The sequence below is a fragment of the Dyella acidisoli genome (assembly GCF_030160295.1).
In the GTDB taxonomy this organism is placed as follows: domain Bacteria; phylum Pseudomonadota; class Gammaproteobacteria; order Xanthomonadales; family Rhodanobacteraceae; genus Dyella_B; species Dyella_B acidisoli.
On sequence record NZ_BSOB01000051.1, the window covers coordinates 42,250 to 54,560 of the forward strand.

Genomic DNA, 12,311 nt, shown 5'->3' on the forward strand with positions numbered 1-12,311 from the left:
ATCAATGCCGAGGGCGTCACCTGCCCCAATATGCAGATTGTAATGGATGGGGGGTGTATGGACCGGATAACGGGGCGGTTTTGCCCCCCTCTCACCGGGGGGAGAAGGAGCAAAACGCGGTCAAAGCTCAACCAGCTTCAACACATTCTTCCGCCAGGTACCCAGCTCGGTAACCTTCCCTGAGCACTGTGCCAGCGCTGTATCGGCCGCCTTCGGCCCCAGGTCCGGATCGACCACCACCAGCGCCTTGCCTTCGTTGTGCAAGGCGTGGCACAGCGCCTCGCCGCCGTGCGGCGCCAGCCAGGGAATGCCGTAGACCACCTTGCCCAGGTACATGCGCAGCCCCCACGGGGTGGCCTCTTCGATGGTGTAATCCAGGTCGGTGTTCTCGACAAAGATGATCGCCTTGTAGCGATCGGTTGGCGTGGCCGTGCTCAACTCGCTAGCGGCCTGACGGTTGTCGTTCGAGGAGTGCCAGGCATAGGCAGCGCCACCCTTCACTGCCAGCAACACCACTACCCACGCGGCCAGCAAAAGCTTGTGTTTGGTTTGGCTGAGATCGACGCGATCACGCAGTTCCAGCGCCAACAGCAGCGACAACGGTACGAACAGCGGCAGCATGTACAGCGGCAACCGCGATTGCACCAAGCAGAACAGCACGAAGGGCACCAGGAACCAGAGCGCCAGGAACAGCTCGACGCTGGGCTCGTTCTTGGTGCCTAGACGCACGGCGGAAACCCAACGGCGCAGCACGCGTCCCACCGCGGGCCACCACGGCAGCAGCCCGATCGCCAGCACCGGCACGTAGATCTTGATCCAGCCGAACCACCCCGCATTGCGCTTATGCGCCGCGGTGAACACGCGGTTGTAGACCTCCTGATGCAGGAAGTACTCCAGCAACCCCGCGTAGCGAATCACCACCACCAGGTACCAGGACAGCCCCACCAGCAGGAACAACACAATGCCGCTCAACGGGAAAAAGCGGCCCAATCCGCGCCAGCCATCTCGGCGCACGATGAAAGGAATTGCCGCCAGCAGCGGGATCAAACCCGGCGGCCCCTTGGTGAGAAACGCCAGGCCCCAGCCCAGCCACATCAGCAGCACGTAGCGCTTGCGTCCGCGCTCGTTTTCATCGAACGCCGCACGCAGAAAGCCCAGCATGGCCAGCGCTTCGCACAAGGTGAGAAACGCATCCGTGCTGACGATATTGCCTGCCAGGAACGGCGCCGCCGCGCAGCCGTACACCACGCTCGGCAGCCACGGCTTTTGTGGCACCAGCTGGCGCCCCATCGCATGCAGCACCAGCAGCGTGAGCAAGAACGCCAGCGCGTAGGGAGTACGCACCGCCCAGCTGTTGCGGCCGAACATTTTCACCGAAGCGGCGATCACCCAGTAGGTGGTCGGCGGCTTGGAGAAGTTGACCTCATCGGGGCTGTAAGCCGGCGCCAGATAATTGCCGGTATCGAGCATCTGCAGTGCGGCAACGGTGTAGCGGCCCTCGTCCGGACTCCACAGGCCGCGCGTACCCTGGAAGGCGAAGCCGAGCAGCAGCCCGAAGCAGATCACGAAGATCAGGGACCATCGCGTGGCGCGCATGGTTTCGGGCCGCAAGCGCTGCTCCAAGATGCGGTCGTTCGGCATGTAGGGTTCCGGATTTGAATTCGACATATCGGGCGCTTGCGCCTTGGCAGCGCAAGCTCAGCCGGCGATTGTAAGGGACGGAGGTGGCAGGCGGATTTTTAGCGCTGAGGGATACCCGGAAATAAGCCCCTCTCCCTCCGGGAGAGGGGTTGGGGTGAGGGTGCGATCAGCGCGCAGTGAAAAACACTGTGTAAGCCGTCAGTACCGCGCTTCGCCCGCCCCCTCACCCGCCTCTCGGCACCCCCGATCGGGTCGAGGGCAGGCTCCTCTCCCACAGGGAGAGGGCTCACTTAGGAAGTTCGAGGCAAGCTGTGGCCCCTCACCGCCCCCCTTTCCCCTTGGGAAAAGGAAACGGGTGGATGTTTTCCCCGGAGGAAGGAGGCAGCGCCGCGCTGGCCGCTGATGACGCACCAAACAGATCAGGAAACGCCTTCACCACGTTGGCTGCCGCATCCTGTGCGGAGATATCGCGGGTCGACAACGACGTACTACGCGTGCCATACGGCCCATATACGTTTTCATCGGTCACGCAGAACATGCCGACCGTCGGCACCTGCGAAGCTACGGCCAGATGCATCACGCCGCAGTCGGCGCTGATCATCAGATCCACCGCCGACATCACCGCACCCATGCGGCGAATGTGGCTGGAGTAGTAGCTCGGCCAGCGCGAATCAAGCATCGAGCGACCGTGCGCAGGCACGATCTCCACGAACCGGCTTTGCGGCGAAAGCGCCTGCAGCATGGCGAGGAATTCGTTCCACCACTCTGTTGAATAGCGTTTGTTTCCCGTTGCATCGGCAAAGATGCCAATGGTGCGACCGGCATCATGCGGCGGTGATTCCGCCAGCAAATCGTGGATAAACGCCTTGCCGCTGGCACGCTCGCCTTCGGTAAGCCGAATATCCATCGCTGGAAACGCAAGGCTTTCGTTCTGCGCCTGCAAAGCGTGCCAGCGCACCAGCGCCACCGGACGTCGCGCCATATGCCGCGGCGCCATCGATGACGGCACCACGTGAGTCAGGCCACGTGGTTGCTTTTCCGCATCATCGAAGCCGAGCTTGTAACGCCCACGGAAAATGCGCGCGAGTGTACGGCTGAAACCGGAGCCTACGCAGGGGTCGACGATCAGGTCGTAGTGGGTCTTGCGAATACGCGCGATCAGCGCAAGAAAGCTCACCGGATGCTTGAATCCGCGGCGTGGCAAGCAATACACGTTCTTGACGCTGAAGAACGTGGCGAACACATCGGCGGCCAGCGGGCCTTCCGCCACGATGTCGATTTCCGCACCTTTGTACAGCCGTTCCAGTTCGGCGATCAGCGGTGTCATCAACAGCATGTTGCCGAGCCGATGATTCGGCCGGCACACCAGAATGCGATAAATACCCTGGCGAGGAATGCCGCTGGCAAGCGGATCGGTAGTGAGTGTGCTCAAAGGACACCTGACGGTTTGATTGCTTTGACTGCGTGTTTCAACGTGAGTGATCCATGTTCATCACGCAGTTCCACATCCCTGGCGAGCACGCCGCAGCAGTGTGTCGGTGCTGGCTTAGGCCAGACTTACCGGTATGTTACGGCGTTGTAAGGGGTTCGAGGAGGTTGAGCTGTCGTGCAAGAACCTGCGCCGTCAGCTCACTGAAAGATGTCCGCCGCATTCTGTTCGAACGCCGTCGCGGCACTTGTCATGACAGGTATTGTCGAAACGTTTTGCGTGGCATAGATCGGAACTATCGTTCTTTCGACCGGAGAGGCCGTCCTGAACGTTCTAATCGTCGAAGATTCCATACGTTTGCGCGACTCGCTCGGGCGTGGCCTGGGTGCTTCCGGATTCACCGTGGATACCGCCGCCAACGGCATCGCGGCCTGCCAGCACCTGGATACCTACGAATACGAACTGGTCGTGCTTGATCTGGGCTTGCCCGGCATGGACGGGCTGGGTGTGCTCCGGCATATCCAGGGACGCGCATCGCGTCCACGCGTGCTGGTGCTATCGGCGCGCGACCAGATTTCTGATCGCATCGATGCGCTCAACCGAGGCGCAGACGACTACCTGGTCAAGCCGTTTTCATTCGATGAACTGGTTGCGCGCCTGCATGCGCTCGCGCGCCGTTCGAAAGATGCGCAGACACCCCGTCTAACCGTTGGCAAACTCAGCCTCGATCCCGTCGCGCGCATGGTCCATGTGCAGGGTGAACCGCTGTCGCTCACGCCACGCGAATTTTCCTTGCTCGAACTACTGCTGCGGCATCGCGGCCGGGCGTTTTCGCGCGGCGAGATTCTGGAACGGCTGGCCGGTTGCGAATCCAATGCGTCCGATCGCAGCGTGGAAGTGCTCGTATTTGGTCTGCGGCGCAAGCTCGAACAAGCCGGCATGGACGAACTGGTGCAGACGCGCCGCGGCTTCGGCTACCTGATTCCCAAAGCTTGACACCATGACGATGCCGACCGCTTCCGGCAAACCTGCCATGTCGTTGCGCTTTCGCACCACCTTGCTGGTTATCGCGGCCATCGTGGCGATCCTTGGCACCGCCACGCTAGTAATCGATATCCGCGTCGACAACGAAGTGGCGCAGCGCGCCGACGCCAACTTGCTGGAGCGCGCGCAGGCGCTGGCGGATATTTTCACTACCCAAACCAAGGCCTCTACACAGCCTTTTCCCTCTTATTGGATTCCATCGTTCCTCGCGGACGACGGCACGGTGTATTTCCGCATCGATTGCCGCGGCCAGCACGTCGTGTCGTCTGACCAAGCGGCGCAGCTCGCTTGGCCCGCGCCGGCGCAAGGACAATCCATCGCATTTGCGGACCTCTCCGATCGCCAGCGCACAGATCTGCGTGCCATTGCGCTGCGCTTTTCGGCTGATGCCAATCTCGCGCCGGGCGGCACAGCAGACACATCGGAATGCGTGCTTGGCCTGGCGGTCGACCGCAGCGAAGTGGTGGATTTCCAGCAATCCATGGATCGCATCGAATTCGGTTGCGTCGTGCTGGGCTTACTGGCGGTCGCCGTGCTGACGCCGCTGCTGGTGATGCGCAGCCTGCGCCCGCTATCCGGTTTGGCCGAGGCGATGGAGAAGATCGGCCCCGATACACCGAGCATGCGACTGGCCAGCACGAACATCCGAGAACTGGCGCCGTTGATCACGCACTTCAATCAAGTGCTGTCGCGCATGGAAGAAGGGCTGCAGCGCGAACGCCAATTCGCAAGTGGCGTAGCGCATGAGCTGCGCACACCATTGGCCGAGCTGCGTACCGCCATTGAAGTGGAATTGCGCTACCCCAGCGACCGCGATACGCGCGAACTGCTCATCGATATCGGCGATATCGGCGCAAAGATGGAGCGCATGGTGACGGCACTGTTGTTGCTCACGCGCATCGAAGCCGGCATCGAGCAATTGTCGCTGCAACACGTGGATGTGAGTGCGCTCACACAAGCTTTGATCGAGCGGCATCGACATCGCCTGCAGGAACGCGCATTGAAGCTTGAGGCACACATCGAACCCGGCGTCACATGGATGGCCGATCCCGCGCTGCTCGACGTCGTGCTCGGCAATCTGCTGGGCAACGCCTTTACGTACGCACCCTCTGGCAGCACGGTCGAACTGCGCTGCACGGCGCTTGACTGGTGCGTAAGCAATCCTGCACCGGACCTCACCGGCGAGGACGTTACACGCATGAAGCAACGCTTCTGGCGCAAAGGCAAGGAAGCCGGCGTGCATACCGGCCTTGGGTTGGCGCTGGCCGCTTCGGCGGCACGCGCGCAGTCGTTGCGGATGGAGTTGGTGCTGCGTGACGGGAATTTGCAGGCGAGTGTGCTTGCAACGCCCACGTAGGTTCGGGTGAAAACCCCAACATCACGATGTGTGCATGAATGGCAATGTTGGGGTTTTCACCCCAACCTATACAGCTGTCGCGCAGATCGAGATGACGTTCGCACCCTCAAGGTCGTCATTCCCGCGAAAGCGGGAATCCATCTTCGCTTTTACATCAGAGCAAATGGATTCCCGCTTTCGCGGGAATGACGGCCGTTGAGGTTACGCAGCCGCCTCTCTTATAGAGAGAGGCGGCCACGCACTCAGCGTGTTACAGCACAGGATGAGAGATAGCGCAGGTATTAGTGTCATTCGACCACAGGGTTTGCATCGCAAAGGTGCCTGTCGCCGTCACCACGTTGGCAGAACCGCCGGCCGTGCCTGGTGTGATCCAGGCGCATTCGTCGCCGATTTCCTCGCCGTTGTAACGACTCCGGCTCTGATGATTGGTCCAGCCGCCAGCAGGATTCTGGTCGGTAACGGTTTCGGCGTACTCATGCCCCTCTACGATCGAGAAACCATCCAGCACACCCGCCGAACCGCTATTGACGAAGTTCTCGCCGCAGCTGGTCGTCATGTCGAGCACGTATGGCATGTTGGTAAAGGCGATGTCGCCATAGGGCGAGCTGACGCCTTGGTCGCCGTTGTAGTCGTGCCATGCGCAGAATTGACCACTGGTCGTGTTGAACCCATCCGGGTGCGTGCCTGAAGGCGACAGGATCACGTATTCAACATAACGGTTGGATGCTGCGGTGGTGTTGCCGAAATGCGCCGCTGCATTGATCGCTTCTTGCGCCAACTGCGCACCGGTCGCTTGCGACGGCGACGCAACGGAGTTGTCGTACCAGATGCCCGCGAAAGCCGTACCGCCCGTCGGATAGCCGACTTTCGGCGCACCCGTGGGACAGGATGTGGCACCGGTTCCCACTGTGGAACCATCACAATATTGCGTGACCGTGCCGGACCAGGTTTCGTTGTTGGTGCCCAGCCCCTTGAACAACTTCTGCAGATAGGGCACTGCACCGCTGGCATCGCCGGACAAGGTCATATTGCCGTTGGCATCCGTACCGGCGGTTCCCCACTGGCTACCGTAAACCACCAGATACACCTTGGGCGAGCCGCTGGTAACGCCGATACCGTCGACGCCGCCGCCGTAGGAAAGTGTCTTGGAGCTAGCCCTCAGCGCGGCGGTGGTTTTGTTCTGCGCCTCAAACGCGTTCATGTTGCGCAGGGATTCCCGGGTTGGCACTACGCCATGGCGATAACCATGTCCGTAAGCCGGCGAATAAGGATTGGTGACCGACGAGACATCGCTTGCGGATGCCCCAATGGTGGAGACAGCAAACAAGGCGGACACAGCGATTGCTTTCACCAGACCGCGCTTTGCGTAATCGAACATGTGTTTCCCCTCTGCAGAAATTAAGAAAAGGAAGGTACCCGCCACGGCGTAACACCTGTTGTTCGCGCCGCTTTAGCGGGATCGCACAACGTACACATACGACTGAGTTTGCTTTCGCCGAATACACGCCACCCACGCTTGCCCAAGCGCGAGCCCGGACAGACGACGCATTGAATGGATTGCACGACGAATGTGTTCGCCACTCCCCAATTGGGCGAACGCGCGCACCCTAATCGAATACAAAACAGGAACACAAGGGCACGTGCAACAGACTTCACACATTGCGCACAATGCTGAATGCATGCGCTGTCGGCGCACCATGTTCATTGCAATGAATCAGATCGTTCTAAGTCTGTAAGCCGTGATGTTCGTAGGTTGGGTTACCCCGGACTTGATCCGGGGGTAACCCAACAAATCTCGGCCATTATTGCTGGATTGCGCTGCGCTGACCCAGCCTACGCTTACCATTCCGGTGCTGTCAGCGCGACCTATTTGAAGTGATGCACGAAGCCGATCTTGAACCCACCCGGCAGCCAACTGATGATCAACGGCGAATTGCGCTTCGACGCATAGATACCAAATCCCACGCCGACCCCCGCGCCTACCAGCACGTCGCTCTGCCAATGTCCGCGCGTCTTCACGCGCGCCACGGCGTCATAGGCAGGCAACAACGCCAACGCATACACAACTGGATGATCCGAGCCGTATTCGGCCAAGAAGGGCGTTACCGCTGCGGAAATCGCCGCCACTTCGCCACTGGGAAAACTCTGCGCGTGCGAGCCCTGAAAGAACCGATTTGGATCAGACGTCTGCGACGGACGCTCACGCTGGAACGTGTATTTCATCGCCTCCGTAGTGACGCCGGTGAAGACCATCGCATCCACGGAACGCCAGAGGGTATCGCCGAATTTGTCTTGATCGCCGAACGCGAGCGCACCCAGGCCGACACCGGCAATGGAGCCGTACAAAAGGCCGCTCTGGATGTTGCGATTCCAGACACCCGAGTTGTCGTAGGCCACGCGATGATCGATGCCGAGGAAACCGCCACCTGCCCGCACGTACCCAGGAACCAGGCACGCGATGGACAACACGACCATGGAACGTAACACGCGCACGACGCACATCCGCGTATGCAGGCCGATCCTTGCTGGTGCTTGCGACACTAAGCCTCCAGTCTTTGGATTCGCTTAGCGTCGGGTGAAATTTGCGCTTTGTACCGGCCGCGACGATCTGCACTGACGAAGTTATGCGTGAACATCACATGCTTGTCACGGATTTCATGAAAGCTCATAAGCCAGCGCTCAGCGACGCTTGCAATGCTTCATGCCTTTAAACACCCACCACTCCCCGGTTCCCTTGCATGCTGCTTCGACGTGTACTGCCGTTCGCCTTGTTCATGCTCGCATCTGTGGCTGCTCCTCTCGCGCATGCCGATCTCACCGACGAGATCCAGGTATACGACGACAGCATCAATCATCGCGGCCAATGGGGTCTGGAACTGCATTTGAATACGACGCCCGACGGTCGGTCGACACCCGCCTATCCCGGTGAAATTCCGCCCGATCACGGCTTTCGCACCACCATGGAGTGGTCCTACGGTATTACCGATACGCTTGAGGCCGGGCTCTATCTGCCCTTCCTGCATGACGCTGCTGGTACCAACTATTTCGCCGGACCGCGCGTACGCCTCAAATGGATTCCGCTTAAACCGGCCGAAGGCGGCTCGGGTCCATTCCTCGGCTTGAACGTGGAAATATCCGCCGTAAACGAGCGCCTGGAGCAAGGACGGCCCGCGGTCGAGTTGCGGCCGATCATCGGCTACCGCAGCCCGTTGTGGCTGATCGCCTTCAACCCCGTCGTAGATGCCACGTTTCATCCACGCTACGGCAGCAGCAGTTCCGACTTCGCACCTGCGCTGAAGGTGGCGAGAACCGTGTGGGCCGGAACGGCGCTGGGCGTGGAGTACTACAACGATTTCGGCCGCATCGGCCAGTTCGATCCGGCGCGCAAGCAGAACCAGCAATTGTTTGCTGCGGTGGACGTGACGCGCGGTCTTATCCCTTTCAACTTCGGCATTGGCCGCGGCTTGAACGATGCAAGCGACAAGTGGACGGTGAAGGCGATTCTGGAGATACCGATCTGACGTGAGTCACTGCCAGACGCATGGCTCACTCCTGCCACGCGTCATACGCAAGCTCGCACGCAACGGCGGAAGAAAACGCGCTGCACTCACGCTTTCTTCGACGTATACGACGTGCACCATCCCTTGGCGTTCACTGCCTTCCCTGGAAAAAGCTGGCACGTACCGTAGCCCACATCCGGGCCATGGTAGAACTGGCAGTTCGCGCAGATGCTGCCGGATTTGTACAGCGCGTTGTTCGCGGCACCGGCATCTTCGACGTAATTCATCGCCTTGGCCGTGGGATCGGTAATGGTGAGATGCGGCAAGTCACCCGCGCGTGTGAACAAGGACCAGCCACCCAGACAAGCACCCAGCGCTGTGGCAGCTGTGAGTTGCAGGAACCGGCGGCGCGATTCGAACGTTTCTTCGCGATGCGACATGGCCTTCTCCAAGTGAGATGGAACGATGTCAGGTTACGTACGCGAAGCGCCGTCGGTTTGATCCAAATCAAACGAGCCCGTTCTCCCGCGAAGCAAGCTTTGCCCAACTTCGGTGCTGGGGGAGAAAGATGGTCATCGTACGTACGCTCGTTCGCGCGGCGCGGAATCGCCTGCTGGCCAGCACGACGGCGTTTGTCTTAAGCATGCTGGTATTGCTGCTGTTGTTGTTTCCAACCAGCAGCCGCGCCGTACCGGCATTCGCACGCCAGACGCATCAGCCCTGCACGGCTTGCCACATCGGCGGATTCGGGCCACAGCTCACGCCTTTCGGCCGCCAGTTCAAGCTGATGGGTTACACCCTCAAGGTAGGCAGTGATACCAAGGTGCCGTTGTCGCTGATGGTGGTGGAAACGTACACGCATACGGCAAAGGCGCAAACGTCTCCGCCGGCCAACAACTTCAACACCAACGACAACACCGAGCTGCAGCAGGCTTCGATCTTCGTGGCGGGACGCATTACCGACAACCTCGGCATCCTTGCGCAAGGTACCTATTCGCAGGATGGCGGGCTGCTGGGTTGGGATAACAGCGATCTACGTTATGCGCGCTCCTTTACTTTTAGCGGGAAACCCGCGATCTGGGGGGTGTCGCTCAACAACAATCCCAGTCTGACCGACGTATTCAACACGGCGCCGGCTTGGCAGTTTCCGTACATGTCGCCGAATCTCGCTTTCGGCCCGGTCGCCACGCCGATCTTGATGGGTGGTCTGTCACAACAAGTGGTGGGTCTCAACGCCTATACGCAGTTCAACAATGCTCTATACGTGGAAGCCGGCGCTTATCGTTCGCTGTCACCGGCGTTTCTGCGCGATGTCAATGCGAACTTTACCGGTCGGCTGTCCGGTGTATCGCCCTATGCACGCGTGGCGTACACGTGGAATCTTGCCAATGGCAACGTCGAACTGGGCGGATTCCTGTTCAACGCTGCGCGTGGCCAGGTCGGCATCAATGCACAAGGCAACGCAGTTGCAATGGCCGGACCGACCGACAAGTTCCGTGATCTTGGCGTGGATGCCAGCTACCAGCTGTTGAACGGCAGCAACCATATCGTTACCGCCAACATGCTTTATCTCACGGAGCAGCAGCAGTTGGATGCAACGTATGTAGCGGGTGGTTCGTCCAATCTGCACAACAATCTGCACGCACTCAATGCCAACGTCAGCTACTGGTACAAGAACACCTGGGGCGCAACGCTGGGCGCTTTCGCCGATGACGGCAGCAAGGATTTGACGCTCTACGGCAACAACGGCAGCCCCAATACCAACGGCGGCATCGTGGAGCTGAACTGGAATCCATTCGGGCAAGCCAGCTCCTGGGCACAACCGTACGTCAACGTGCGACTGGGTTTGCAATACACCTGGTACACACGCTTCAACGGGCTCGTGTACAACGTGGACGGTGCAGGCCGGCGGGCAACGGACAACAACACGCTCTATTTCTACGTGTGGCTCGCGTTCTGAACGGCCCCGCGGATGTCTGGCGCGATGCCGCACGCAGCTGCCACATCGCGCTGACTAGCTTGCTGATATCACTATTTACACGGAATTTTTGCAGATGACTTGAGGTGCCCCGCCGGCAAGCGGACGCGATCATGCACTGATCGGCGCTTCAGGCGGATAATGGCGGCGATATCGCCCGAGTACACGCCGCATGGTCGACCCCCGCCATCACTGGGAACAGGTCTACGAGACCAAAACCGCCGATGCGGTCAGCTGGTTCCAGACGCGTCCAAACACGTCGCTGGCGTTCATCGCCGACAGCGGGATAGCGCTGGATGCACCGCTGATCGATGTGGGTGGTGGTGCGTCCACGCTGGTCGACCATCTGCTGGATCTTCGTCACACAGACGTTAGCGTGCTCGACATTTCTTCGCGCGCGCTTGCTCAGACCAAGGCACGCCTGGGTGTTACCAAAGCACGTCGGGTGCATTGGCTGGTGCAAGATGTCACACACTTCGCGCCTACCCGCCGCTACGCGCTGTGGCATGACCGCGCGGTATTGCATTTTTTGACGGACGAGTCGGTCAGGTCGGCGTACGTGGAGGCGGTACGCCGGAGCGTTGCTCCAGGCGGCACGGTGATCTTGGCGACGTTTGCCGCGAACGGTCCTACCCAATGCAGCGGCCTACAAGTGGCACGTTACGACGCCGACGCGTTGAGTGCGCTGTTTGGCAGCGAATTCGAACGCATGGCAGCGGCACGCGACATGCACGTTACGCCATGGGGATCGACTCAGGCATTCACTTATCTGCGTTTGCGTCGACGCGACGACTGAGCCCCCCTCTCCCTTCGGCCTTCGGCCTGATTAGCGTCTCGCCTCAGCTGGGTATGTCGTTTGTTGGGGCATTGCCTGCGGCGCTTTCGGACGCCGTAGGCGCCCGAGTCACTTTTCTTTGCTGGCCCAAAGAAAAGTAACCCAAAGAAATGGCCTAAAAGGCTCACAGCATGGGTAAGGGAAAAGCCTGAACGTGTATGGCTAGATAGGTGATTGGTTGCCCAAGGTTCGACGCTCCCGCTATACCGCGAGGCGTCGAAGCGCTGAGGACTTAAAGCAGATCGGGCGGAGCTCAGCCAAGCTCAACCTGTCGCAGGGCTCGCTTTAAGCCCTCAATGCTTCGACGCCTCGCGGTATAGCGGCGCGGTGGAAGCTTGGCCCGCCATTGATCAAAGCAAGGCGTCATCCTTCAAGCTTGTAACTTCCACTCGCCATGAGCTCTTCAGGCCATTTCTTTGGGTTGGCGGTCTCTAAACTCAAGTGCAACACCCTCTCCCAAAGGAACGTCATGGGTAAGCACTACAGCCACCTGAGCGCGGAAGAGCGTGGCGCGATCATGGTTGGCA

Annotated in this window: 10 protein-coding genes; 5 read left to right on the forward strand and 5 right to left on the reverse strand. The window is 60.0% G+C overall.

Going from position 1 to position 12,311, the window contains the following annotated elements; translation table 11 throughout:
• Positions 1-120 precede the first annotated feature (120 nt).
• Entirely contained in the window at positions 121-1,641 is a 1,521-nt protein-coding gene (locus QQJ86_RS19675) for an ArnT family glycosyltransferase (RefSeq protein ID WP_284322682.1), read from the reverse strand.
• A gap of 319 nt (positions 1,642-1,960) precedes the next feature.
• Positions 1,961-3,073, reverse strand: coding sequence for a glycosyltransferase family 9 protein (locus QQJ86_RS19680; protein WP_284322683.1), 1,113 nt, complete (start codon positions 3,071-3,073; stop codon positions 1,961-1,963).
• Positions 3,074-3,406: 333 nt separating this feature from the next.
• Here QQJ86_RS19680 and QQJ86_RS19685 point away from each other — a divergent pair, with 333 nt between their 5' ends.
• Positions 3,407-4,066, forward strand: coding sequence for a response regulator transcription factor (locus QQJ86_RS19685; protein WP_284322692.1), 660 nt, complete (start codon positions 3,407-3,409; stop codon positions 4,064-4,066).
• A 4-nt stretch (positions 4,067-4,070) separates the two neighbouring features.
• Positions 4,071-5,471 (forward strand): histidine kinase dimerization/phospho-acceptor domain-containing protein, encoded by a 1,401-nt coding sequence (locus tag QQJ86_RS19690; protein ID WP_284322684.1) that lies wholly within the window; start codon positions 4,071-4,073, stop codon positions 5,469-5,471.
• A gap of 250 nt (positions 5,472-5,721) precedes the next feature.
• On the opposite strand, the gene QQJ86_RS19695 is transcribed toward QQJ86_RS19690, so the two are convergent.
• Both QQJ86_RS19695 and QQJ86_RS19700 read right to left on the reverse strand, forming a co-directional pair.
• On the reverse strand, positions 5,722-6,849 hold the full coding sequence (locus QQJ86_RS19695) for a hypothetical protein (protein WP_284322685.1): 1,128 nt from the start codon (positions 6,847-6,849) through the stop codon (positions 5,722-5,724).
• Between the two features lie 488 nt (positions 6,850-7,337).
• Entirely contained in the window at positions 7,338-7,964 is a 627-nt protein-coding gene (locus tag QQJ86_RS19700; RefSeq protein ID WP_284322686.1) for a phosphatase PAP2 family protein, read from the reverse strand.
• Between the two features lie 245 nt (positions 7,965-8,209).
• On the opposite strand from QQJ86_RS19700, the gene QQJ86_RS19705 reads away from it, so the two are divergent.
• Complete coding sequence (locus tag QQJ86_RS19705; protein ID WP_284322687.1) at positions 8,210-8,992, forward strand: hypothetical protein; 783 nt, start codon at positions 8,210-8,212, stop codon at positions 8,990-8,992.
• A gap of 86 nt (positions 8,993-9,078) precedes the next feature.
• Here the strand turns inward: QQJ86_RS19705 and QQJ86_RS19710 are convergent, their stop codons facing one another.
• Positions 9,079-9,411, reverse strand: a complete 333-nt coding sequence (locus tag QQJ86_RS19710) for a high-potential iron-sulfur protein (protein ID WP_284322688.1) — start codon at positions 9,409-9,411, stop codon at positions 9,079-9,081.
• Positions 9,412-9,539: 128 nt separating this feature from the next.
• On the opposite strand from QQJ86_RS19710, the gene QQJ86_RS19715 reads away from it, so the two are divergent.
• Together QQJ86_RS19715 and QQJ86_RS19720 are read left to right on the forward strand one after the other, a co-directional pair.
• Positions 9,540-10,931: a cytochrome C gene (locus QQJ86_RS19715; protein ID WP_284322690.1), complete on the forward strand. Its 1,392-nt coding sequence runs from the start codon at positions 9,540-9,542 to the stop codon at positions 10,929-10,931.
• A 190-nt stretch (positions 10,932-11,121) separates the two neighbouring features.
• On the forward strand, positions 11,122-11,745 hold the full coding sequence (locus tag QQJ86_RS19720) for a class I SAM-dependent methyltransferase (protein WP_284322691.1): 624 nt from the start codon (positions 11,122-11,124) through the stop codon (positions 11,743-11,745).
• Positions 11,746-12,311 lie beyond the last annotated feature (566 nt).

What these genes read in the sequence shown, in the direction of transcription:
- QQJ86_RS19675 (WP_284322682.1), bottom strand. Translation starts at nt 1,641, where the DNA reads ATGCCGAACGACCGCATCTTGGAGCAGCGCTTGCGGCCCGAAACCATG.
- QQJ86_RS19690 (WP_284322684.1), top strand. Translation starts at nt 4,071, where the DNA reads ATGACGATGCCGACCGCTTCCGGCAAACCTGCCATGTCGTTGCGCTTT.
- QQJ86_RS19695 (WP_284322685.1), bottom strand. Translation starts at nt 6,849, where the DNA reads ATGTTCGATTACGCAAAGCGCGGTCTGGTGAAAGCAATCGCTGTGTCC.
- QQJ86_RS19705 (WP_284322687.1), top strand. Translation starts at nt 8,210, where the DNA reads ATGCTGCTTCGACGTGTACTGCCGTTCGCCTTGTTCATGCTCGCATCT.
- QQJ86_RS19710 (WP_284322688.1), bottom strand. Translation starts at nt 9,411, where the DNA reads ATGTCGCATCGCGAAGAAACGTTCGAATCGCGCCGCCGGTTCCTGCAA.
- QQJ86_RS19715 (WP_284322690.1), top strand. Translation starts at nt 9,540, where the DNA reads ATGGTCATCGTACGTACGCTCGTTCGCGCGGCGCGGAATCGCCTGCTG.
- QQJ86_RS19720 (WP_284322691.1), top strand. Translation starts at nt 11,122, where the DNA reads ATGGTCGACCCCCGCCATCACTGGGAACAGGTCTACGAGACCAAAACC.